Origin of the sequence: Microbacterium sp. DWRC1-3 (genome assembly GCF_049896645.1) — a bacterium.
In the GTDB taxonomy this organism is placed as follows: Bacteria; Actinomycetota; Actinomycetes; order Actinomycetales; family Microbacteriaceae; genus Microbacterium; species Microbacterium maritypicum.
This window is the reverse complement of sequence record NZ_JAFCUS010000002.1, coordinates 450,126-473,454: the sequence shown is the minus strand read 5'-3', so window position 1 is coordinate 473,454 and position 23,329 is coordinate 450,126. Positions and strand designations below refer to the sequence as shown.

Sequence of the window (23,329 nt, the reverse complement as noted above, 5' to 3'; positions counted from 1 at the left end):
CCCGCACACATGGCTCAGATGACGCCGATCCGACGGTCATCGGCAACGCCCGCGATGCCGCCGTTGCGCCGTCGGATCCCAGGGCATCAGCCCGTGCCCTTCTGATCGTGGCAGTCAGCGGGGGGCTATACGGGTGGTCTCTGGGATGGGATCACCTTGTCCACACGGTCGGGATGCAGCAGCGCCAGCCCCCAGACGACGCTTGCGCCCCAGTCGTGACCGACGAAGACCGCCCTGTCGTATCCGAAGTGATCGAGAAGTGCGACGAGGTCGCCCGAGAGGTGTCCGATGTCGTAGGCCGTCACGTCAGCCGGCCGCGAGGAGTTGCCGTAGCCGCGCTGGTTCGGGACGATGACGTGGTACCCCGCAGCGACGAGCGCTGGCACCTGATGCCGCCAGACGGAGGCATGCCCGGGCCATCCGTGGCACAGCACGACAGGGTTCCCGGCATTCTCTCGCCCGGCCTCGAAGACTTCGAGCTCAACGCCGTTGACCGGGATAAGGGTGGGGTCGGGGAAGTCGGACAGCTTCATGGATGCTCCTCTGAGTTCGGCACCGATCACGGGTCTGGATCGGCGGCTACTCGGACCGTACGGAGCATTCTGGACACCTGATGTCCTACATCCTCTGCAGGCTGAGATCATGAGAACCAATCCCACGGGCAGAGCCCTGCAGTTGTTGTCGCTTCTGCAGACCAACCGCTTCTGGCCCTGTGCGGAACTGGCGGCTCGGCTCGGGGTGACCGAACGAACGGTGCGGCGAGACCTCGACCGCCTTCGCGAGCTCGGCTACCCGGTCGATTCCACCTCGGGGAGGTACGGCGGCTACCGGCTCGCGACGGGAGCGCATGTGCCGCCGCTGATCCTCGACGACGAGGAGGCCGTCGCGGTGGCGATCGGCTTGCGCTATGCCGCGGAAGCCGCCATCAATGGGATCGAGGAGACATCACTGCGCGCTCTGGCGAAGATCGAAGCGCTTCTGCCTCACCGGCTTCGTCGACGGGTGTCGGCGCTGCACTCGAGCGTCGCCTCCCTGAGGCGGGCGGCAGACGACGACGTCATCCATCCGGAGTCGCTGAGCGTATTCGCCGCAGCATGTCGCGACCACGAGCATGTGCGGTTCGACTATCGGCGAACCCGGGAAGAGCGCAGCAGACGGCACGTCGAGCCGCATCAGCTCGTCACAGCCGGGCGTCGCTGGTATCTCGTCGCGTGGGACCGAGATCGTGGCGACTGGAGAACGTTCCGACTCGACCGCATCCAGGCGCCGCGACCCGTCGGCACTCGTTTCCCGCTCCGAACGGTTCCCGGAGGAGACGCCGCCGAGTTCGTCGCGAGATCGATCGGCCGCACCGCCCGCGATCACGCTGCGACCCTCGTCATCCACATGCCGTACGCCGAGATCGAGGGCGTCCTCCGGTGGGCCGACCACACTCTGCGGGAGGATCACGCAGAGCACTGCGTCATCGGAATCCGCAGCGAAGATCTCGGAAGGCTCGCGATGACGATCGCCGAGATAGCGCTCACCGCTCCGGTATCTGTCATCGAGCCGGCCGAGCTCGCGAGCGCCATCGAGCGGCTCGCCACCCACCTCGTCGACCGCGAGCGACTCACGTGACGGCTTCGTAAGCCGCCGCGTCGTCTCGGAGCGCCTGCGAAGCGGAACTCCGGGATGGTGCCGTGCTGTCCGATCTCACGAAGGTTGTCGGTTAGTGAGACAGATCACCCCGGAAAGACGGGTAGGTAGTGCGCTGCCGGAACTGCCGGTTGTCTCACGAAACTTGTCGGTAATCGCGTTTCGCTCCCACCCTGCCTAAAACGTCGGGCGGACCTTTTTCGGCGCAACTGGTTCCGGCAGGGGGTTTTGGCAGGTGTGCGACCGTCGTGTCGTGTAGTCGGCCGACGACTCGGTGCACCCGCCATAAACGATCGTTTGCGGCGAGTTCATCGGACATGCTGCAGTTCGCGCACGCCCCACGTTGAGTGCCACCGAGGATGTCTGCCTGATGTGAGCTAGTTGAGAACTCTCGTCTTAGCGTCGGCAAAGGCTCCCCCGGTGACGGCGTCGGCGATGCGTCGGCAATCCGCTTCGTTTCTATAGCCTCGCCCCCCGTCGGTGGCGATGACGTGGCCCTGGGATATGAGCTTCCATGCCCACTTACCGTCGGGCCGCTTGTAGATCAGGCGCACAGCCGCCATGTCTCCTCCTCACGTCGTGCCCATAAGCGTAGATGTCACGGAATGCGCGTTTCACCTCGAGCAATAGCGCCGATGTAGAGGGCAAGTTGATGGGTTGTCCCCCGCTTCTCAAGGGGTTTACTTTGTGGTCTCATCGCCGGCGCGGATCATGAGGAGCGCTCCGGTGATCGCTGCGGCGAAGATCACGATGTCGGCGACGTTCCCGATGAACCAGTTTCCGTAGGCGAGAAAGTCCACGACGTGTCCGCGGGCGAATCCCGGATCGCGGAAAAGGCGGTCGCCTGCGTGTGAGGCGGCAGCTCCTCCGAGCGCGCCGATGACAATTGCCCACCCCAGGCGTTGTACTCGGAACGCGAACACGATTGCTGTGACGGTGGCGGCGACGGCTAGCAGTGCGAACACCCAGGTGAAGCTTTCCCCGAAGGAGAATGCCGCTCCGGGGTTGTAGGCGAGCTGCAAACCCAACAGGTCACCGATCAGCGGGATGCGCTCACGCTCAGTGAGGGTCGCTTCAGCCCACACCTTCGTTCCCTGATCAATCAACACGACAATCACGGCGATCAGGAGCGCTCCACCAGTGAGCTGCCACCGCCGCGCCGACGACCGCTCGCGCACAGCGGGCGGGTGAGCTTCTGTTTCGGAAGGGATCATGCGAGGACCTCGATCAGACGGACGATGACCCCGGATTCGATCAGGATGAACAGGCCCAGACCGATGAAAACTGCCGGTACAAGCCAGTGCTCGACGCGCTCCAACCCCTCGGTGACTGCCTTGTTAGTGCCGATGAGCCGGCCGGCCGCGCACCAGACGGCAACGAGGATGAGGAACACGACGATCATGATCGCGACGTCGCCGGGCGTGCTGGTGCGGAAGATCGGCGTGTAGAGGGAGATGTTGTCCGCCCCGTTGGCGATCGTGATACCAGCGACGCCCCACAGTCCGACCGCGGTGATCTTGGAGTCGTCGTCATCGTCATCGCCGTTGCGGCGCAGGCCGCGAATGAGCGTCCAGATGCCGATGCCGAGCGGGATCAGGCCAAGGAAGCCGACCCATTCGTCCGGGACGATGGTGAGGCCGAGCGCGGCGATCACGCTGATGACGACGAGGGTGATGAACCCGAGGTACTGGCCTGCGACGATCTGCCACGGCCGGGGTTTCCCTCGGCTGGAGGCGAGGAAAAGCACGGTGAGCACGACGATGTCGTCGATGTTGGTTGCCGCGAACAGGCCGATCGCTGATCCAATGGTGGCGAGCATCAGCGTCCCAGTCGTGGCGTGCGGGTGCGGGCGGCCCGCAGGCCGTTGAGGATCACGATGACCTCGGCGACCTCGTGGACCAGGACGACAGCCGCGAGCCCCAGGACGCCGAAGAGCGCGAGCGGGAGCAGGGCGGTGATGATCAGCAGCGACAGGATGATGTTCTGGTTGATGATCCGTCGACCGCGCCGGGCGTGATCGAACGCCCGCGGGATGAGGCGTAGATCATGGCCGGTGAAGGCCACGTCCGCGGATTCGATCGCTGCGTCGGAGCCGGTCGCGCCCATCGCGATGCCGACGTCTGCGCCCGCGAGGGCGGGGGCATCGTTGATGCCATCGCCGATCATCGCGACCGGTCCCGCCTTCGACAGTTCCCCGATCGCGGTCGCCTTGTCCTCCGGGCGCAGCTCCGCGCGCACATCGCTGATCCCGGCCTGCGCAGCCAGGGCACGAGCGGTCCGGGCGTTGTCGCCGGTGAGCATCGTCACCCCGACGCCCTGGCCGGTGAGTGTCCGGACTACCTGGGGGACTTCAGGGCGCAGCTCGTCGCGGACGCCGATCGCGGCGACCGGTGACCCGTCTCGGTGCACGATGACGACGGTCATGCCCTGCTCTTCCAGCGTTGCGACCCGCTCAACGAGGTCGCCGGCGTCCAGCCAGCGGGGACTGCCGACGGTGATTCTCGATCCGTCGACGGTGCCGTCAATACCATGGCCGGCCTGCTCGGTCACATCTGCAGCTGCCGGTGTCCCCGGAGCTGCGGCGGTGATCGCTGAGGCAAGAGGATGTGTGCTGTGCTGCTCCAGCGCAGCCGCCCACGCCAACGCCTGGACCTCGGTTACACCGTTCGCGGTGAGTACGGCGGTGACCACGGGTTCGTTGCGGGTAAGGGTTCCGGTCTTGTCGACGGCGACGTGCCGGACCGTACCGAAGCGCTCGAAAACGGCGCCGGACTTGATGATCACACCGAACTTGCTCGCGGCGCCGATCGCAGCGACGACCGTCAGCGGGACCGAGATCGCCAGCGCACACGGAGACGCCGCGACCAGCACGACGAGCGCGCGGGTGATCCACACCTCCGGGTCACCCAGCAGCGAACCGATGATCGCGACGAGCGCCGCGAGGATCAGAACGCCGGGCACCAGTGGGCGGGCGATCCTGTCCGCCAGACGGGCACGCTCGCCCTTGTCGGTCTGCGCTTTCTCGACCAGCTCCACGATCGTCGTGAGCGAGTTATCGGTGCCCGCAGCCGTCGCCTCAACCTCCAGCGCGCCGGCACTGTTGATCGCACCGGCCGACACAACATCGCCAGGCTCGACCTCGACCGGGATCGACTCCCCGGTGATCGCCGATGTGTCCAGGCTGGAGCGCCCGGATCGGACGATCCCATCGGTCGCGATCCGCTCACCCGGGCGGACCACCATGACCTGGCCAACCGTCAACTCTCTCGCCGGTACCTGCGCGGAGACACCGCCCTGCAGCACCGTCGCTGTCTCCGGCACGAGCTTCAGCAGTGCCCTTAGCCCGCCGCGGGCGCGGTCCATCGCCTTGTCCTCGAGCGCCTCAGCGATCGAGTACAAGAACGCCAGAGCTGCAGCCTCCTCCACGTACCCGAGGATGACTGCGCCGATCGCGCTGATCGTCATCAGCAACCCGATGCCGAGCTTGCCCTTGAATAGTTTCCGGATCGCGCCCGGCGTGAACGTCGACGCGCCCAGCAGTAGTCCGACCCAGAACAGCACCAACGCCGGGATCTCTAAGCCGGACCACTCGAGGATCAGACCCCCCAGGAACGCGACACCCGAGAAGATCGGCACCATGATCCCGCGGTCTTTCCACCAGGGCCGCTCAGCCTCTTCGTGTTCCTCTCCCGCCGTGGCGGCAGGCTCATGCTCGCAACCACACGCCTCGCTCACGCGCCAGCCCCCGCTCCGCAGCAGCCCGCCACCGTGCACGCCGAGTCCACGCACGGGGCGTGCACGTCGACAGCCAGCGTCACGTCCACCAGTGCGACGAGGGCAGCAGCTAGGTGCGGGTCGGCGATTTCGTATCGGGTCTGACGGCCCTCCGGCTCGGCAACGACGATGCCGCAATCGCGCAGGCAGGTGAGGTGGTTCGACACGTTCGAGCGCGTCAGCTCCAGTTCGCGCGAGAGCACAGCGGGATAGCTCGGTCCGTCGAGCAACGTCATTAAGATCCGGGAACGGGTCGGATCAGCCATGGCCCGGCCGAGTCGGTTCATCACATCAAGACGGGAAGCAATGGTCAGCATGCACTGAACTATACAGTGACCGCTGACTGGTTATCAATTCGATCGAATGTTATGGCGTTCTGTTCGTCGCCGCGTCAACCAGTCGTGAGGTGCGCGATCCTGCTGTGGTGGACGACGCCGCATGCCGCCGGGCGCTCGATAGCGATCGTCCCGCGAAACTGCAGCCGGAGGCTGTCGTTCGGGAATAGGCCGGTGCCTGTTGAGTTACATACCCCCAGGGGGTATGTTGTGGGTATGAACGGTTACACCGACAACAAGGCGGATCTGCGCAAGCGATTGAGTCGGGTTGAGGGTCAGGTGCGAGGTATCTCGCGGATGGTCGATGAGGACAAGTACTGCATCGACATCCTGACGCAGGTCGCTGCGGCCACGAAGGCGCTCGAAACGGTGGCCTTGTCGCTCCTGGGTGACCATCTGAGCCATTGCGTCGCTCAGGCAAGCGCTGAGGGTGGCGAGGTTGCGGCGGAGAAGGTCCGCGAAGCTAACGACGCCATCGCTCGCCTGGTCCGTTCATAACCACACGTCTAACGATCTGGAGAAACTCACTATGACTGACCGCATCGAACTCGGACTGAAGGACGCAAACGCTGGTTGCGCATGCTGCGCAGCCCCATCGAACATCGAGGCATCCGCTCCTGTGGCGGCCCCGGTCTCGGAAGAGGTACTGGTCACGGGAATGACGTGCTCGCACTGTGTGTCGAGCGTCAGTGAGGAACTGAGCGCGCTTGACGGTGTCGCGTTCGTCGCTGTCGACCTGAACGCCGGCGGCTCGTCCCGCGTGACGATCCACAGCGCAGCCCCTGTCGATCCCGCTGCCGTGAGGGCTGCGGTCGAAGAGGCCGGTTACAGCCTCGCGACCAGCCAGGCCTGATTCACTTATCCGTCCGCACCCGGCTCGACCCCGGGCGCATCGAACAAGGAGTTCTGATGAGCCAGCACGACGAGCACACCCATCACATCGCACACGAGAATCCCGGCACCGCGCCGACGGCGCAGCATGACCACGCGGCGATGAGCCACGACCACGGCGCTCCTCAAGGTCACGCGGGCCACGGCGGTCACGCGGGCCACGGCGATCACGTGGGCCAGTTCCGGCGGTTGTTCTGGATCATGCTGGTCCTTGCGGTCCCGGTTGTCGGGTTCTCGGGGATGTTCTCGATGCTGCTCGGGTACCCGTTGCCGGAAGCCGCCTGGGTTGGGTGGGTGTCCCCGGTTCTCGGGACGGTCATGTACATCTGGGGTGGGGCCCCGTTCCTCACCGGCGCGGTGAGTGAACTTCGTGCCCGCAAGCCCGGAATGATGCTCCTGATCGCCCTCGCGATCACGGTCGCGTTCCTCGCATCCTGGGGCGCGAGCCTCGGCCTCCTCCATCATGAGCTGGACTTCTGGTGGGAGCTGGCGCTGCTGATCGTGATCATGCTGCTCGGCCACTGGATCGAGATGCGCTCCCTCGCACAGACCACCTCAGCACTGGATTCCCTCGCTGCACTGCTGCCCGACGAGGCGGAAAAGATCGAAGGCGACACGACCGTGACGGTCGCCCCGTCCGATCTGCTGGTGGGTGACGTGGTGGTGGTGCGCCCAGGCGGGCGGGTGCCCGCTGACGGGCGGATCGTGCAGGGCTCGGCCAGCATGGACGAGTCGATGATCACCGGCGAGTCCCGGCCCGTGCGCCGCAGCGACGGCGACCAGGTCATCGCCGGCACCGTCGCCACCGATTCCGGGGTGCGGGTCGAGATCACCGCGATCGGCGACGACACCGCTCTCGCGGGGATCCAAAAGCTGGTGACCGAAGCGCAGAATTCATCCTCGCGCGCGCAGCGGCTCGCAGACAAGGCCGCCGGGTGGCTGTTCTGGTTCGCGCTCGGCGCCGCCGCGATCACCGCCATCGTCTGGACGATCGTCGGCATGCCCGACGCCGCCGTGATCCGCACGATCACCGTGCTGGTGATCGCCTGCCCGCACGCGCTCGGTCTGGCGATCCCGCTCGTCGTGTCGATCGCCACCGAGCGTGCCGCTCGCGGAGGCGTGCTGATCAAGGACCGTCTCGCGCTGGAGAGCATGCGCACCGTCGACACCGTCCTGTTCGACAAGACCGGCACGCTCACCAAGGGCACCCCCGCCGTGACCGCGATCGACCCCGTCTCCGGGACCGACCCTGACCAGCTGCTGGCCTGGGCCGCGGCCGCGGAAGCAGACTCCGAACACCCCCTCGCCCGCGCGATCGTCAACGCGGCGAAAGAGAAGACCCTCACGGTCCCCTCGTCAGCCGATTTCGAATCGTCCCCGGCGGTCGGGGTCCGTGCACGTGTCGATGGGCGCGGGGTGCAGGTCGGTGGCCCGTACATGCTCGAGCAGGAACACGCCTCCGAGCTACCGGTCGCCGACGAGTGGCGCCGTGAGGGTGCGATCATCCTCCACGTGCTCGTCGACGGACAGGTCGCGGGTGCCCTGCGCTTGGCGGATGAGATCCGCTCGGAGTCGCGTCACGCCGTCGAGGCCCTCCACGAGCGTGGCGTGCAGGTGGTCATGATCACCGGTGACGCCGACGCGGTCGCAGCCTCCGTCGCGGGCGAGCTCGGCATCGACCGGTACTTCGCCGGGGTCCGACCCGAAGACAAGGCCTCGAAGGTGAAAGAGCTGCAAGGCGAAGGGCGCAAGGTCGCGATGGTCGGAGACGGTGTCAACGACGCCCCCGCGCTCGCGCAGGCCGACGTCGGCATCGCCATCGGCGCCGGGACGGATGTTGCGATCGCGTCCGCGGGCGTCATCCTCGCCAGCGACGACCCCCGGTCGGTGCTCTCGGTGATCGAACTGTCGCGGGCCAGCTACCGGAAGATGAAGCAGAACCTCTGGTGGGCCGCCGGCTACAACCTGCTCTCCGTCCCCCTCGCCGCCGGAGTGCTCGCCCCGATCGGGTTCGTGCTCCCGATGTCCGTGGGCGCGCTGCTGATGTCCCTGTCAACCATCGTCGTCGCGCTCAACGCGCAGCTGCTGCGCCGACTGGATCTGCGCCCGGACGCCGTGGCCGGTAAGTAGCGAGAAACAGTTAGGTCGACGGACGTAGGCTGGGGCGAACGGGAGGTGAGTATGTCGCTGATCAAGGTCTCACAACAGGTGCGCGGACCGCGCACGCTCACCCACACCGCCCTGGCCGTCCTCGCGATCGCCGTGGGCATTATCGCCGGCCTACTGGCGATGCACTCCTTCAACTCGCATGCGACGGCCGCCGGTCACCATGACACCGTCACCGTCAGCACTCAGGCCGAAGTATCCGCCCATCACCCCGACGCCTCCGCGACCGCCCTCGTGCCAGCCGCGCCGACACAGGAGGCGGGATGCGCGACGTGTGGGGCCGGAGATTCGATGACGTGGATGGCGTGCGTCCTCGCGCTCCTGGTGGCCACCATCCTTCTCAGGCGGATCGGGCTCGGCTGGCGGCACACCCTCTTGGTTGCGACCCGCGCGCCCGCGACAACACGCGGGCCCGCCCGCGCTCACGCCCTTCCCCCGCCTCCATCTCTCACGGTTCTCTGCATCAGTCGCACGTGATCACGCGCTAGCCCGCTCTGGCGGGCAACGCACCCTCGGGCACCGGCAGCCGCCGGGCCCCATCACTGACCCTTGGAGAACCCTCATGAAGATTCGACCCGCGGCGATCGCCGCACTCACCCTCACCGCACTGCTCGCCCTCGCCGGCTGCGCGGGAACCACCGGATCCGACAACGGCATGGAAGGCATGGACCACGGCGGCAGCTCGTCCGCGCCCGCAGAGACAGCAGATGCGAATGACGCCGACATCATGTTCGCCAGCATGATGAAGGAACACCACGCACAGGCCATCGAGATGTCCGACGTCCTCCTCAGCAAGGACGGCGTTGACGAGCGCGTCGTCTCTCTCGCCGAAGAAATCAAAGCCGCTCAGGAGCCCGAGATCCAGCAGATGGACCAGTGGCTCGAAGACTGGGGCGCGGAGATGGACAGCATGGAGGGCATGGATCACGGCAGCGGCATGATGTCCGAAGAGGACATGCAGGCCCTCGAAGATGCCGCCGGTCCCGATGCGGGGCGTCTGTTCCTCGAGCAGATGATCCAGCACCACGAGGGTGCCGTCGACATGGCGCAAGACGAAGTCGACAACGGTCAGAACAGCGACGCCGTCGCACTGGCCGAGACCATCATCGACACGCAAACGGAAGAGATCGCCACCATGAAGGAGATCCTCGCAACTCCGTGATCCACGGGTGGGGTGCGGGACTCCCGCACCCCACCCATAGATCTGTTTGCGGACACCATCATGCGAACCCTCAAGAACTTCACCCTGCCTACTTCCCGCCTGCGACGTCGCGGAGCACTCACGATCGCTACGACAATCGCGGCCAGCATCGTGCTCGCCGGGTGCACAGCACCTGCCGAGCCGACCACCGGACACGACCACGCCACCACCATCGAACACGTCCACGCGATCGTGCCTGACCCCTCAGGAGACGGCTACCTACTGGGCGCCCACGACGGGATCTACACGGCCACGCTTGACGGCGAAATTGGCGACCGCGTCCAGAACACCGACTTTGACGCGATGGGCCTCACCGCCATCGGGGATACCCTCATCGCGTCTGGACACCCCGGGCGAACGACTGCCCCCGAACTCGGTTCCCCCAACCTCGGAATCATCCGAAGCGACGACAGCGCCCGATCCTGGTCACCGGTCTCGCTCACCGGAGAGAAGGACTTCCACGCTCTCGCCGCCGGCCCGGACGAGAGCCTGTACGGGCTTGCGTCAGACTCCATCGAACTGCTCCGCAGCGACGACACCGGACAGACATGGTCGCCCGCCGGGGAAGTCGTCGCGGTCAACCTCGCCATCGACGCCGCAGGGCAACTGTTCGCCGCCACACCCGACGGGCTGCAAGTCAGCGCGGATGAGGGCGCCACGTTCACCACCGTGAACGATGCACCGCTGCTCTACCTCCTCGCCGCTTCACCCGATAGCAAGCGCCTCGTCGGTGTCGGCAACGGCGGACAGATCTGGGTCAGACCCGCATCAGGCGCGGAGTGGGTTCCCGCCGGCACAACCCACGGCTCCGCACAAGCGATCACCATCACGAACGGCGGCGACATCTTGGTCTTCGATCAGAGCGGACTCACTGCGCTGCCCCGCTAGGCCGCCCCGAACGGTCACAATCTTTCCCGGGTTCGGATCGCAGCAACGACTTGGGCTGAGGTAGCCGATCCCAGGGGTTACTTACACCAAAGTGCTCGTCCGAGTTTGGCGCTCCCATGCCTGCGTTGCGAGCTGCACGGCGTCCCATGGGGAGCCGAGCGGGGGCGTGCAGGAGAGGTCGAGGTCACTCATCGTTGCGACGGTCATGCCGTGGTGCAGAGCCGTGGCGTAGGTGTCGACGCGCTTGGAGATCTCCGCACCGCGGGTGCCGACGAGCTGCGCGCCGAGCAGCAGACCCCTTTTGTTCCCCTGTGCGCGTGCGGTCGGGTGGCGTTGTCCCTGTACTTGCTGCATGGCGGCCTCATCGCGCTCTGGAGTAACGCGTATGGCCGCTCTGCAGAGAACTTCTACTTGGGCTGGCTGGTGATCGTTCCGGGCATGATCGTGGTGGGTTGGCTGTGGTGGCGCTTCGCCGGAACTGGCCCAGTTGAATGGGCGATGGGCTGGCTCAGCGGACGTCCCAAGACATCCTCGTTTCGCCGGTAGAACCAGCGCGTGGCTCACGAGTTCGCAAGGAATCTTGATTGGTGGGGCTGGTAGCATCCTGAGGTCATGGTCGTCTACGGTCGCACTCGCAACTGCGCCAGCCGCGCCGACGATTTCCTGATAACGAAGATCATTACAGCCCTCGGGCTGGCGCTTCTTCTCGTTGTCGGAGCATGGCCGGGCGGCCACCGTGACGCGACGGACGCGACTCCGTATCTGAGCACGACATCCTCGTCGTCACTAGGAACGCCTTCCGCCGGCCATGTCTCGGCGGGTTCGGGTGAAAGCGTTGCCGGCGCGACCGCCGAACAATTCGTGACCGGGGACACAGCAAACGACATCATGATCGGTGTTGCCGGGTGCCTCTTGGGTATCATCTGCTGCTTCTTGGTGCTCATCGTCACGCGGACCTTCCTCCGTCACGTCCCCTCTTCTCGCATTCGCGAACGTTTGCCGCGCGCACCATCACTGGCGGCCATGACGGGGCGCCTGTTCGCATTGCCTCCTTCTCTCACACAGCTTTCTCTGTCGCGGACCTGACCCTGGCGGCGCCATCTTTTCGATGGCGCTCCACTGGTCGTCCTCGTTCGTTGTGTGTGTTTGGAGTGTCTATGAAATCTTCCGTGAAAGCGGTACTTGTCACCGTGGCTTTTGCCGTGGTGTTGCTGGTCGTCGCGCTGGTCTTCGTCCTCATCAATCAGAATCAAGCTGCCGCACCCGAGACGGGGCCCGCTGATGGTCCACAGGTCGTCCGTGAGAACTCGCATGTCCTCGATGACGGAGGGGAAGGGGCGGTGACGGTTGTCGAGTTCCTCGATTTCGAGTGCGAGGCCTGCGGTGCTTTCTATCCCCTCGTCGAGGATCTCCGCGGCAAGTTCGATGGCGAGATCACTTACGTGATCCGCTACTTCCCGCTGCCGGGTCACCTCAACTCGAAGAACGCCGCGATCGCTGCCGAAGCCGCAGCGCAGCAGGGCCGCCTCGAAGACATGTATCACCGCCTGTTCGAGACGCAGCCTCAATGGGGTGAGGCTCAAGAGTCGCGGGCGGACCTGTTCCGGGGGTTTGCGGAGGAACTCGGATTGGACATGGCCGCGTTCGATGAGGCTGTCGCTGATCCTGCGACAGCAGAACGGGTTCAATTCGATCTAGACGAGGGTGAGCAGCTCGGTGTCAGCAGTACCCCCTCGTTCTTCATCGATGGGGAGCCTGTCGTACTGGAGACGTGGACCGATCTGGAGGACAGCATTGAAGCCGCGGTGAACGGTGCTGAATGATGGCGCATTCGCTATCGCACCGTCGCGTCATCATCGTTGGCGCCGGGCACTCCGGATTGGCGACAGCCGCCGCGCTCAGGTCCTCCGGGCTTGAGCCACAGAAAGACTTCGTGATCATCGATTCTGCACCCCCCGGTCAACGAAGCTGGGTCACACGGCGGCAGTCGATGAAACTACGCAGTGCGGCACGCCACAGTGTCGTCCGCGGGTTCCCTTTCCCGGGCGATGAAGACCGTCATCCGAGTGCGGATGAGATGTCCGACTACCTGTCTTCGGTGGAGAAAGCCATCGGTGTGAAAACCGTGTGGAGCACACGAGCTCTTGGAGTCAACCGGTTGGGCGACGGATCCACGCTGCATCTGTCGACCTCCGCCGGGGAAGTGCAAACCCGAAATGTGGTCTGCGCAACGGGAGCTGCCGCCGTGCCGCGCATACCGGGGTGGCGCCAGGAACTAGCAGTACCCGGTTTTGTGCTGCATTCCAGCCAGTACCTCTACCCCGCGCAGGTACCCCCCGGCCCCGTGTTGGTTGTTGGCGGCGGATACAGCGGAGTGGAGATTGCTGAGGAACTCGCGTCCTCCCACGACGTCACCCTCTCCACTCGAGCGGAACCCTCACGAGTATCAGAGCGGTCCGTCTGGTCAAGGCTGCGGCGTAAGGGTCCGATGTCCGAGGCACACCACCGCGTAGCTTCGACAGACGTCACTCATGCCGCCGCCGTGACGGAGATTCACGGAGACACCGTGATGTTCGCCGATGGGGCGTCCATGAAGCCGCATTCCGTGATCCTCGCGACCGGATACAGGGCGGCAGACGGGTGGCTGCCCGATTCGGAGCCGCCCGGGCAGCCATTGCACGTCAGTGCACGCATCCCCGGACTGTTCACTGTTGGCATGCCGCGATACTCCCGCGCGGACGCTGACACCCTCGCTGGGACGAGTCGCGATGCGGCGACCGTCGCCCGGCTCATCGTTGGACGGCCGTAAAGGAGCACCATGACAGAAACAGGGCACAGTCACGGTATTGGTGACCCCACTCCCCGCAATCGCCTGGTCATCGCGTTCGCGATCACCTCCTCGGTCTTCATCGTCGAAGTGATCGGCGCGATCATCACAGGCAGCCTCGCACTGCTCGTTGATGCGGCGCACATGCTCACCGATGTCATCGGGTTGGCGATGGCCGTCACCGCTGCGCATCTGATGAACCGTCCCCCGACTCCCAAATACACCTTCGGTCTTCAACGCACGGAGGTGCTCGGTGCGCTCGCTCAAGCAGCTCTGCTGCTCGGAGTGGGCATCTTCGCGCTCGTGGAAGGCGTACGGCGGCTGTTCGAGCCCCCTGAGATCGCTTCGGGGAGTCTGCTGTTCTTCGGCATCGTCGGTCTCGTCGCCAACATCGCCTCCATGCTCGTATTGTTCAGCGGCCGCGGACGCAATCTCAACATGCGCGCCGCGTTCCTCGAGGTCGTCAACGATGCCCTCGGTTCCGTCGGCGTCATCGCCAGCGCCATCCTCATCGCCGTTTTCGGTTGGTATCAGGCGGACGCCGTCGCGGGGGTCTTGATCGCGCTGCTCATCATTCCCCGCACCCTCATCCTGTTGCGAGCATCCGGCCGGGTGTTGATGGAGTCCACACCTGCCGGCCTCGACCTCGAGGACGTCCGCCGCCACATCCTTGCCCTTCCGCACGTGGTCGCTGTGCACGACCTCCACGCGACCCAGGTCTCGACCGACCTCCCCACGCTCACCGCCCACGTCGTGGTCGATGACACCGTCACGATGGAAGCTTCCGCCGCACTGCTGACATCACTTCAGCAATGCGTCAGCGAACATTTCGCCGTGAGCATCGAACACTCCACCTTTCAGATCGAACCCGAATCCCACCCCGGAGAGCACGACACCCATGCATAAACGCCTCTCGGCACGCACCACTGCCGTCCTCACCACCCTGTTGTTGTCGGCATCCGTCGTACTTGGGACTGCATCTCCGGCCGCCGCTCATGATGACTTCGTTTCGTCGTACCCCACCGCCGACTCGACCATCAACGGCTCCCCCGATGAGATCTCTCTGATGTTCACCGGGACCCTCACCGGTGATGACGACGCAACGGTCGTCGAGGTTATCGATGAAAGCGGAGCAAACGTCGCCGTCGACCCGCCAACGGTGAGCGGTGACTCGATCACCCAACACCTCTCCCCCGACGCCGCAACCGGCATCTTCACCGTCCGCTGGAAGACCGTCTCCGCCGACGGACACCCGATCAACGGGGAGTATGTGTACACGGTCACGTCCGCGATGGACACGGAACCCAGCACTGCGACCACAAGCCCCACCCCTGAAACCTCCCCAACCGAGGAGCCGGAACCGGCCCGACCCGCGCAAACATACGGTGGCACGGCATCCGGCGGCGGTGCTTTCGAACTGCTGCCCCTGTTCTTCCTCTCGGGTCTGGCACTGATTCTGGGGATCGGCGTCGTGGGAGTGGTTATGGCCGGGCGCCAGCGTCACCAGCGCGACCGCGCACAGGCCGCCAAGGATGCCGCAGCTACGGAGAAAGACGCCGATGCGTGATCGAGTCCGCCGGTCGGCCGTGATGCTCATCGTCACCGCCATCGTCATCCTGATCGATCAAGGCACCAAGACTCTTGCTCTGAACACGTTGCGGCAAGATGCGCGTATACCGCTGATCGGTGACTGGCTCGGTCTTCAACTGGCCTTCAACCCCGGGGCGATCTTCTCGCTCGGGGAAGGCTCCACATGGGTCATCACCGTCATCGGGGTCGCTGTCACTGCGCTCCTCATCGGTGCCGCCACCCGAGCCCGGAACGTGTGGTCGGCGGTTGGTTTCGGTTTCATCGTGGGCGGTGCGATCGGAAACCTCATCGACCGCTTGTTCTCGCCGCCCGCGTTCGGGATCGGGCACGTCACCGACTTCCTCGCCTACGGAAACCTGTTCATCGGCAACCTCGCCGACGTCGCTCTCGGCATCGGTGCCGTATTCCTCATCGTCGCGGGTCTGCGCACAAGCCGTCGACGGCCAGACCCCGATCCCGTCGGCCCTGCACCCACCGAAGAAACGGTTCACCCATGAGTCCAAAAGAACGCGTCCCCTCCACTTACCAGCGGAACGCCCTGGCCCCCAGCCTCGTCGCCGCCGCGATCCTGTTCCTGGCTCCGGTGCTCTTCCAGGCGAACTGGGCACCCCTCGTCCTCTTCATCGCCTCAATTTTCGGGCTGATCGTCGCGTGGTTTGCGCTGCAGGCACGCCACTGGTGGTGGATCCCGGTCTTCCTCGCGATCGCCGTGCTCTGGAATCCGGTAATGCCATTCCCCTTCTCCGGTGTCGTGTGGACTACAGCACAGCCCATCGCGGCCGTGGTGTTCCTGGCAGCGGGTGCGACGATCAAGGTGATCCGGAAGTGAGCGGCATGAGCTTCGTGTCACGACCATGCGTGTGAGCGGCGAGATCCCCAGCAGTCCCCCGTCTCTGCAGACGTTCCTCGCACCAGCCGACATCCCGCTTCCGGTGCTACCCATCGTCGCGGGGATTCTCGCTGCGCTGTATCTCGTCGGAGCGATCCGATTGTGGACGCACGGGCGTCGTTGGCCTGTGTGGCGGACGGTCAGCTTTCTGCTCGGGTGCATTCTCCTCGCGGCGGTCACCGGTCTGGGCGTTGAAACGTATGGCCAGGCGCTGGTGTCCGTTTTCATGTTCCAGCAGCTCACTCTGATGATGATGGTGCCGCCGCTGCTGGTCCTCGGCTCACCCGGAACCCTTCTTCTGCGAGCAACACCGCATCACGGAGCGGGACGGGTAGTCCTGAAAACAGCGCACGGCGCTCTTCGAAACCCCGCCGCGAAGTGGGTGCTCAGTCCGTGGGCCACTGTCCCGCTCTACCTGTTCGCGTTCTACGGCATCTACCTTGCGGGTGCTGCCGATGTCATCCTCACCGCGCCCGGAGGTCACGTCGCGCTCGAGGTCGGATTCCTTCTCGCCGGCATGCTGTTCACCATCCCCATCCTGTCCTCCGATCCTCTGCCGGTCAGGTTGGGTCATGGTGCGCGTGCACTGGACGTGTTTGCTGAAGCCGCGCTGCACGCGTTCTTCGGGGTGTTCCTCATGATGGCCAGTACGATCCTGGTCGGCTCATTCGTCGCCCCCACAGAGGCGCTGGGCATCGATCCCCTCGCCGACCAGCAGCTAGCCGGCGCTCTGGCATGGTCCTACGGTGAAGCCCCGACCGTGCTGATGCTGATCTACGTGATGCATCGTTGGTTCCGCAGCGACACCGCTCGTGCTGCCGCGGACGACCGGTACGCCGACGTGCACGGGAACACCGACCTCGACACGTACAACGCCTACCTCAAAAAACTGAGCTCTCATGACCGTGACCGCTGACCCGTTAGTGAGAAACGCCCTCTCCGGCCGAACAAGGCGCGGTAACCCCAGAGAGCACGATGCGCGCCTGTCAGCTGCGGTGCCCTTCCCCGTAGCGATTGTCGCGTCCGCCATCGCAGGAGGAATGCTGGATCTCGGCTACCCCGCATACGGGTGGTGGCCTGCAACGTTCGTGAGCGTAACCATCGGGCTGTGGACGCTCCGCGGACGTTCTCTCCCCAGGGCGTTCCTGATCTCCCTCGTCTACGGCGCGGCCTTCTACTTCACCCACTTGGTATGGGTGTCACGGTTTCTGGGCCCCATCCCGTGGGTCGCGCTGGCTGGCTTGGAATCCCTGCTGTTCGGTGCCGGCGGCGCGCTGATCGCACTCGCCTATCGTGTCGCCACCACCCGGGCGCGACACGGGTATCGCGCGATCACTCCCGTGCTCGTCGCCGGGGTGTGGGTGCTGCGAGAAACGCTGATGGGGAGTACGCCGTACACCGGTTTCCCGTGGGCGCGCGTCGGTTTCAGCCTCGCCGAGAGCCCGCTCGCGGAGGCCGCTTCATGGGTGGGGACCACCGGGCTGTCCTTCCTGACGGTTCTCGTCTGCGCGAGCGTCGTGGAGGCCCTCATCCTCCGCCGATGGGAGCCAGCAGCAGCAGCGGCGGTCATCGTCGTTGCCGCGACAGTCGTCCCTCTGTTCCCCACCGAGCAAGCGGGAATGATGCGCGTCGGATGGGTGCAGGGCAACGGCCCTAGCGGCTACTTCGACACCAGGACAACAGGTGACATCATGCGCGCGCAGGAAGAAGCGACCGCTCCTCTTCTGGACCGTGAGATGGACCTTCTCGTCTGGCCAGAAGGGGCCGTTGACGCAGATCCCCTGCGCGATGTCGCCGTCGCAGGCCGCCTTGATCGACTCGTGCAGGGTGCTGGTGCTCCGGCACTGGTGAATGCGGCGACCACTCGTGGAGCCGATACGTTCAACACCTCGATGCTGTGGACCAGCGCCGGGCCGCAGCAGCTCCACGACAAGGCCAACCCCGTCCCTTTCGGCGAATACGTTCCGGACCGTTGGTTTTACGAAGCGATCGCCCCCGACCTCATCGGATTGATACAACGCGAGTACACGCCCGGCTCCAACACACCCCTCGTGAACGTTGGCGATGTGCCCATCGGTCTGGCGATCTGTTTCGACGTCATCTACGACGACGTCATCCACCAAAGCGCGGCCTCTGGCGCGCAGATGTTCGTGTTTCAAACCAACAACGCGGACTTCAGAGGCACCGACGAGAACCTCCAACAGCTGGCCATCGCCCGCATGCGCGCGATCGAAACAGGGAGAACTGCCGTGAACGTCTCCACCACCGGGACCAGTCAAGTCATCGGCCGCGATGGACAGGTGTTGGCTCAGGTTGCGGTGGACACGACCGCGGCGAAGATCACCGAGGTCCCTCTCCGCACCGGCACGACCCTCGCCGTCGTGCTGATGCCGTGGCTCGACTGGACACTCAGTATCGGAACCGTACTAGCGCTGCTCATCATGTCGATCCGACAGCGGCGGTCGCATGCTGACGCCCAAGAAGACGGATGGATGAAGTTGTGAAGCTCAAGATTCTGACCTCTGTCGCGGCACTGTGCGCACTGCTTCTACTCAGCAGCTGCGCACCCACCGTCCACCTCGAGCCCGCAGCAAACGCGAATGACCCGCTGTGCGCAGAGGTCACCGTGCGACTACCGGACTCGATTGGCGACCAGGCTCGCGTGTGGACGGACGCTCAGGCCACCGCAGCATGGGGCACCCCCAGTAGCGTGCTCCTCACCTGCGGGTTGGAACCCCCGGCCCCCACCACGCTGCAATGTGTCAGCTTGGGGGGCGTCGACTGGATCGTCGACGAGGAGGAGACCCCGAATCTGCGGCTCACAACCTACGGCCGGGAGCCGGCTGCCCAGGTGTACGTAGACACGACCACCCTGTCGGCGGACGCGGTTCTTGAATCTCTCGCCGGGGCGATCCAGCAGCTCCCCAAGACCGGTGAATGCACGGCACCTGTGACGGAAGACCCGGACGCTCCTGGCACTGGGACGGGAGATACCACTCCATGAATCCCGTCGTTCTCCGGATCGTTGGACCAACGATTCTCGTTGTCGCCGCACTCATCGCTGTGGTGGTCGGGCTCGCAATCGGTGGAGGAGCTGCACCGAGACTCACCAGTGACCCTGGAGCGCTCGTGCGATGGGGACTCCCAGCCGCGAAGCTGTTCGTCAATCTTTCCGGTGCGGCGATGCTCGGGCCCCTGGTGCTGGCGGTGTTCGCTCTCCCCTCAGGGGGGAAACCCTTCATCGTCGCGCTAAATATTGCCTCTGCCGGCGCCGCGACCCTCACCATCACCAGCGGGGTGGTGGCTTTTCTCACCTTCCTGTCGTCATTCAATCCGCAAGTGAGCTTGGGCGCCGAGTTCGGTGCGCAGCTCGGCCGCTTTCTCCTCGACACGGAGCTGGGACGATCATGGCTTATCACCGCGATCCTCGCCTCAGTCGTGACAGTCCTCGCATTCGCTGTGCGCAGCTATGGGGCGGTGCTGTTCACGACCGTGCTTGCGGTCATCAGCCTGATACCCATGGCCACCCAGGGCCATTCGGGTGAGCTCGCCAACCACGATCCCGCGGTCATGTCCCTCGTCCTGCATGTCATTTCAGCGGCAATATGGCTCGGGGGTCTCATCCTGCTCGTCGTCGTGCGACCGATTAGCTCTCCGCACGAACTCGAAAGTGTGCTCCGCCGGTACTCTACGGTGGCGCTCATCGCGTTCCTCGGCGTCGCCATCTCGGGATACGCGCGGACGCTCACTGCCCTCGGACGGTGGGAGGACCTGGCCTCACCGTACGGCCTCATCCTCTGCACAAAGATCGGCGCGCTTCTGATCATGGGCATCCTGGGTGCCGCCTACCGCCGTCGACTCATCGCGAAAGCCAGCGAGGGCCGTGGCGCCTTCTGGATGATCGTGTGTGTCGAACTTGGTTTCATGGGTATCGCGAGCGGGGCCGCCGCAGCTCTCGCCCGCACCGCCGCCCCCGCCGATACGGTCACACTCCCGCAGACCACCGCCGCGGAGATCCTCACCGACGCACCCGTCCCGATCGAACTCACCCTGCAGAGATGGTTCACGGCGTGGAGCCCCGACCTCCTCTGGGTGCTCGTCGCGGGTTTCGGAATCGTCTTCTACCTCCTCGGCGTCCGACGCGCTCAGCGCCGCGGGTATCCGTGGCCAGCCAGGCGGACGATCAGCTGGATTGCGGGGATGGGAGTGCTTCTGTGGACGACCAGCGGCCCGCTCGCCGCCTACGACGACTCGCTCATCAGTATGCGATTCCTCTCCTTCGCTCTCCTCAGTCTCGCGATCCCCTTGCTCCTTGTCTTCGCGGCGCCCCTCACCCTCGCAACCTTGGTCATCCATCCACGGGACGATGGAAGCCGAGGGCCGCGGGAATGGCTTCTCTGGGCCGCCCGCAGCCCGCTGGCACGGTTCGCTCAACGCCCCGTCGTCGCCGCGGCTCTTTTCGCCACATCGCTGGGGTTGATCCACTACTCCGACCTGTTCCGATGGTCGCTCTACGACCAACTCGGCGCGGAATGGATGATCAGCCAGCTCCTCGTCACCGGGTGCCTCTTCGCACGATCGCTCGCCCTAAACGCGTCCACGACCCCCGAGGGGCGGTGGCGTTTGGCTTCACTCACTGCGCTCACAGGCGTGGCCACCTTCTTCGGCATCGCCACGATCACCCGCTCCGACCTCATCGTCGCGGAGTGGTTTGGCGCCATGGGGCGGACGTGGGGACCCACCCCCCTCCAGGACCAGGCCCTCGCCGGAGGCGCCACCTTGATGATCGCGGGAACGCTCGCAATCCTCACCGGCATCTCCGTCCTCCACACGAAACGCAACAACCGACCTACCGACAGCACCCCGGTGCCCGCCGTACGAAAGGACCCGAACCTGTGACCTCCACCCACCGCACCCGCTGGCTCGCCAGCACCCTTCTTGCCCTCATCACACTGGGAATCGTGGCCGCACCGGCCCCCGCAGCTCTCGCGCACGACAACCTCCTGGACACCGTGCCCGGGGCAGACGAAACCGTCGCCCAACTTGAGGACGTCGCTCTCACGTTCAGCGGGGAACTCATCGACTTCAGCCAGGCCAGCTTCGCCCAAGTGCAAGGACCCGACGGCCTCTTCTACGAGTCCAGCTGCTCCACCATCGACCGCAATATCCTCACCACCCCGGTCTCACTGGGAGAGCCGGGCGTCTACACCGTGCTGTGGAACGCCGTCTCCAGCGACGGTCACCCCATCTCCGAGAGCTTCACGTTCACGTACGCTCCCACCGGCAGCGAGCCAGGGCTGGGATGGGACAAACCAGCATGCGGGAACGAACAATCACGGATCCAACCGGCAAAGGCGTTGCCCTCCACCGCGCCAACCACCGAACCTCCAGCGGCCGACACTCCTCCCCCGGCGGCATCCGCAGGCGAGAACGAGGTGGCTTCGATCGCGATCCCGCTCATCATCGCCGTCACTGTCCTAGGTGCCGCGGTGATCACCGCCACCGCTGTCGTACGGCAAGTGAGGAAGAAGAAACACAACAGGTTGAGCGCCGACGTCCACACGGACACGAAAGAGTGAGCTTCGTGTCAGGGCAGTCGAACTCAAGTTCGCTGCGTCAGATATGGGCCACAGATCAGAGATCATGGGCGAGTCGGCTCTACTTCTTTCCCCACGAACGGACGATAGACCAGACGGCGGGCAATGCGGGCATGGCCAATCTGTGCGCCCATGGCGGCAGAATCCACGAAGCCGAGCTCGAGGAGAGGGCACAGTGAACGGACGAAGCATCTCTGCGGCTACGGAGGCGGCTGAAGAATGCGGGTGTGCACCCACGCCCGCCGAACGCGACTCGTTCTGGAAGCTGAGTGTTACTCGACGTGGCGCTTTCGGGCTCGGAGCCCTCGGCGTCGCTGCATTCGCTGCGTTCGGTATCGGCTCCGGCGTTTCAGCTGCGTACGCTGCGTCGTACCCGAGTTGGGACGATGTGCAACGCGCCAAGAACAGCGAAGCTGCCAAGGCTGCCGAGATCACCCGGATCGAAGGGCTGATCCAGTCCTTGACGCAGAAAGTCGCCGAGACTCAGGCTGCCGCCGATACAGCCTCCGACGAATTCTATGCAGCTCAGCAGGAATACTTCGCTGCGATCACGGAAGCCGAGAGCCTGCAGGCGCAAGCGGACGAACAATCAGCGATTGCCGAAGCCTCTGCGCGCAGGGCCGGTCAAGTTGCGACACAGCTGTACCGCAACGGTGGAGACGACTCAGCACTTCAACTGTTCTTCTCCGGTTCCGCGGCCAACGCCGATGAGCTCTTGTCCCGCCTGGGCACCATGGACAAGCTGCTCGAGTACAACCGATCGGTCTACGATGACGCAATCTCCGCGCGCGATACCGCCCAATCGCTCACCGATCAGGCGAAGGTCGCCCGCGACGAACGGGACCGACTGCAGCAGGTCGCAGAGCAGAAGATGATTGCCGCACAAGAAGCGGCCGACGCCGCACAAGCCGCCCTCGACGAGCAGGCCGCGAACCTCGAGACGATGCAGGCGCAGCTCGCCGCCCTGAAAGACACCACCACGCAGACGGTCGCTGGCTATCAGGCGGGTGTGGCCGCGCGCGAGGCCGAAGAGAGAGCCCGTCGCGAACGCGAAGCCGCCGAAGCAGCAGCCAACGGAGGCGGAAACGGTGGCGGGGGAGGCTCCGCCGGAAGCGGCGGGTGGGTTCGGCCACACGGAGGCGGCCGAAGTTCAAGCTACGGTCCTCGGACCCCAATCTGCGGTTCGCAGGGCTGCTCCTCGAGCTACCACTACGGCGCGGACATGGCCAACGGCTGCGGGGCGGCGATCTACGCCGCCAACTCCGGAACCGTGGACTACGCCGGCGCCAACGGCAACTATGGCAACTACGTCCGAATCCAACACGGCGGGGGCGTCAGCACCGGTTACGCGCACATCAAACCCGGTGGCATCGCCGTCGGCCGGGGGCAGTGGGTCAATTCCGGACAGGTCATCGCTTACGCGGGTGACACTGGACGCTCCTTCGGTTGCCATCTGCATTTCGAGGTCTACATCAATGGTGGTTACACCAACCCCGTCCGATTCATGGAAGACCGCGGCGTCTATATCTAAGGCTC

The 23,329-nt window shown here is 65.0% G+C and carries 26 protein-coding genes; 20 read left to right on the top strand and 6 right to left on the bottom strand.

Going from position 1 to position 23,329, the window contains the following annotated elements; genetic code table 11:
- Positions 1-125: 125 nt before the first annotated feature.
- On the bottom strand, positions 126-533 hold the full coding sequence (locus ACP699_RS14905; protein WP_426172054.1) for an alpha/beta fold hydrolase: 408 nt from the start codon (positions 531-533) through the stop codon (positions 126-128).
- A 109-nt stretch (positions 534-642) separates the two neighbouring features.
- Here ACP699_RS14905 and ACP699_RS14900 point away from each other — a divergent pair, with 109 nt between their 5' ends.
- Positions 643-1,617: a helix-turn-helix transcriptional regulator gene (locus ACP699_RS14900; protein ID WP_426172052.1), complete on the top strand. Its 975-nt coding sequence runs from the start codon at positions 643-645 to the stop codon at positions 1,615-1,617.
- A gap of 698 nt (positions 1,618-2,315) precedes the next feature.
- Here ACP699_RS14900 and ACP699_RS14895 read toward each other — a convergent pair.
- From ACP699_RS14895 to cmtR, 4 genes are read right to left on the bottom strand one after another with little or no spacing between them, the layout of a single operon-like run.
- Positions 2,316-2,849 (bottom strand): signal peptidase II, encoded by a 534-nt coding sequence (locus ACP699_RS14895; protein WP_244093594.1) that lies wholly within the window; start codon positions 2,847-2,849, stop codon positions 2,316-2,318.
- Complete coding sequence (locus ACP699_RS14890) at positions 2,846-3,454, bottom strand: cadmium resistance transporter (RefSeq protein ID WP_029259147.1); 609 nt, start codon at positions 3,452-3,454, stop codon at positions 2,846-2,848. The genes ACP699_RS14895 and ACP699_RS14890 overlap by 4 nt, the downstream gene beginning before the upstream one ends.
- Complete coding sequence (locus tag ACP699_RS14885; protein ID WP_036271584.1) at positions 3,454-5,370, bottom strand: heavy metal translocating P-type ATPase; 1,917 nt, start codon at positions 5,368-5,370, stop codon at positions 3,454-3,456. Before ACP699_RS14885 ends, ACP699_RS14890 begins: the two co-directional genes overlap by 1 nt.
- Positions 5,367-5,726: a Cd(II)/Pb(II)-sensing metalloregulatory transcriptional regulator CmtR gene (gene cmtR, locus ACP699_RS14880; RefSeq protein ID WP_029259145.1), complete on the bottom strand. Its 360-nt coding sequence runs from the start codon at positions 5,724-5,726 to the stop codon at positions 5,367-5,369. The genes ACP699_RS14885 and cmtR overlap by 4 nt, the downstream gene beginning before the upstream one ends.
- A gap of 234 nt (positions 5,727-5,960) precedes the next feature.
- Between cmtR and ACP699_RS14875 the strand changes: the two genes are divergently transcribed.
- The 6 genes from ACP699_RS14875 (at position 5,961) to ACP699_RS14850 (ending at position 10,890) form a co-directional block, all read left to right on the top strand.
- Entirely contained in the window at positions 5,961-6,242 is a 282-nt protein-coding gene (locus ACP699_RS14875; protein WP_029259144.1) for a metal-sensitive transcriptional regulator, read from the top strand.
- Positions 6,243-6,273: 31 nt separating this feature from the next.
- The gene (locus tag ACP699_RS14870; protein ID WP_029259143.1) at positions 6,274-6,597 is read left to right on the top strand and encodes a heavy-metal-associated domain-containing protein; all 324 of its coding nucleotides are present in this window, start codon (positions 6,274-6,276) and stop codon (positions 6,595-6,597) included.
- A gap of 56 nt (positions 6,598-6,653) precedes the next feature.
- Positions 6,654-8,765 carry a heavy metal translocating P-type ATPase gene (locus ACP699_RS14865; RefSeq protein WP_314476158.1) on the top strand — a complete coding sequence of 704 codons (2,112 nt, stop codon included), beginning with the start codon at positions 6,654-6,656 and terminating at the stop codon, positions 8,763-8,765.
- 51 nt (positions 8,766-8,816) lie between these two features.
- Positions 8,817-9,278, top strand: coding sequence for a DUF6153 family protein (locus ACP699_RS14860; RefSeq protein WP_052678987.1), 462 nt, complete (start codon positions 8,817-8,819; stop codon positions 9,276-9,278).
- 85 nt (positions 9,279-9,363) lie between these two features.
- Complete coding sequence (locus ACP699_RS14855) at positions 9,364-9,963, top strand: DUF305 domain-containing protein (RefSeq protein ID WP_029259139.1); 600 nt, start codon at positions 9,364-9,366, stop codon at positions 9,961-9,963.
- A 60-nt stretch (positions 9,964-10,023) separates the two neighbouring features.
- Positions 10,024-10,890, top strand: a complete 867-nt coding sequence (locus ACP699_RS14850; RefSeq protein WP_045278977.1) for a F510_1955 family glycosylhydrolase — start codon at positions 10,024-10,026, stop codon at positions 10,888-10,890.
- A gap of 81 nt (positions 10,891-10,971) precedes the next feature.
- Here ACP699_RS14850 and ACP699_RS14845 read toward each other — a convergent pair whose 3' ends face one another.
- Positions 10,972-11,244: a hypothetical protein gene (locus ACP699_RS14845; protein WP_029259137.1), complete on the bottom strand. Its 273-nt coding sequence runs from the start codon at positions 11,242-11,244 to the stop codon at positions 10,972-10,974.
- Positions 11,245-11,502: 258 nt separating this feature from the next.
- On the opposite strand from ACP699_RS14845, the gene ACP699_RS14840 reads away from it, so the two are divergent.
- From ACP699_RS14840 to ACP699_RS14780, 13 genes are all read left to right on the top strand, one after another.
- Positions 11,503-11,976: a hypothetical protein gene (locus tag ACP699_RS14840; protein WP_029259136.1), complete on the top strand. Its 474-nt coding sequence runs from the start codon at positions 11,503-11,505 to the stop codon at positions 11,974-11,976.
- A 71-nt stretch (positions 11,977-12,047) separates the two neighbouring features.
- Positions 12,048-12,713: a DsbA family protein gene (locus ACP699_RS14835; RefSeq protein ID WP_134352971.1), complete on the top strand. Its 666-nt coding sequence runs from the start codon at positions 12,048-12,050 to the stop codon at positions 12,711-12,713.
- Positions 12,710-13,699, top strand: a complete 990-nt coding sequence (locus ACP699_RS14830; protein WP_426172045.1) for an NAD(P)-binding domain-containing protein — start codon at positions 12,710-12,712, stop codon at positions 13,697-13,699. Before ACP699_RS14835 ends, ACP699_RS14830 begins: the two co-directional genes overlap by 4 nt.
- A gap of 9 nt (positions 13,700-13,708) precedes the next feature.
- Positions 13,709-14,623, top strand: a complete 915-nt coding sequence (locus ACP699_RS14825) for a cation diffusion facilitator family transporter (RefSeq protein WP_255163673.1) — start codon at positions 13,709-13,711, stop codon at positions 14,621-14,623.
- Positions 14,616-15,284, top strand: coding sequence for a copper resistance CopC family protein (locus ACP699_RS14820; RefSeq protein ID WP_055876971.1), 669 nt, complete (start codon positions 14,616-14,618; stop codon positions 15,282-15,284). Before ACP699_RS14825 ends, ACP699_RS14820 begins: the two co-directional genes overlap by 8 nt.
- Entirely contained in the window at positions 15,277-15,804 is a 528-nt protein-coding gene (lspA, locus tag ACP699_RS14815; protein ID WP_055876967.1) for a signal peptidase II, read from the top strand. Before ACP699_RS14820 ends, lspA begins: the two co-directional genes overlap by 8 nt.
- Positions 15,801-16,136 carry a DUF6804 family protein gene (locus ACP699_RS14810; RefSeq protein WP_055876964.1) on the top strand — a complete coding sequence of 112 codons (336 nt, stop codon included), beginning with the start codon at positions 15,801-15,803 and terminating at the stop codon, positions 16,134-16,136. The genes lspA and ACP699_RS14810 overlap by 4 nt, the downstream gene beginning before the upstream one ends.
- Positions 16,137-16,161: 25 nt before the next feature.
- The gene (locus ACP699_RS14805; protein ID WP_055876961.1) at positions 16,162-17,112 is read left to right on the top strand and encodes a cytochrome c oxidase assembly protein; all 951 of its coding nucleotides are present in this window, start codon (positions 16,162-16,164) and stop codon (positions 17,110-17,112) included.
- A gap of 124 nt (positions 17,113-17,236) precedes the next feature.
- Entirely contained in the window at positions 17,237-18,700 is a 1,464-nt protein-coding gene (lnt, locus tag ACP699_RS14800; protein WP_241244628.1) for an apolipoprotein N-acyltransferase, read from the top strand.
- The gene (locus ACP699_RS14795) at positions 18,685-19,200 is read left to right on the top strand and encodes a DUF3515 family protein (protein WP_055876958.1); all 516 of its coding nucleotides are present in this window, start codon (positions 18,685-18,687) and stop codon (positions 19,198-19,200) included. Before lnt ends, ACP699_RS14795 begins: the two co-directional genes overlap by 16 nt.
- Positions 19,201-19,379: 179 nt before the next feature.
- Positions 19,380-21,095 (top strand): cytochrome c oxidase assembly protein, encoded by a 1,716-nt coding sequence (locus tag ACP699_RS14790; protein ID WP_055876955.1) that lies wholly within the window; start codon positions 19,380-19,382, stop codon positions 21,093-21,095.
- Positions 21,092-21,775, top strand: a complete 684-nt coding sequence (locus ACP699_RS14785; protein WP_055876950.1) for a copper resistance CopC family protein — start codon at positions 21,092-21,094, stop codon at positions 21,773-21,775. The genes ACP699_RS14790 and ACP699_RS14785 overlap by 4 nt, the downstream gene beginning before the upstream one ends.
- A 193-nt stretch (positions 21,776-21,968) precedes the next feature.
- Positions 21,969-23,324, top strand: a complete 1,356-nt coding sequence (locus ACP699_RS14780) for a M23 family metallopeptidase (protein WP_055876944.1) — start codon at positions 21,969-21,971, stop codon at positions 23,322-23,324.
- The last annotated feature ends 5 nt before the right edge of the window (positions 23,325-23,329 follow it).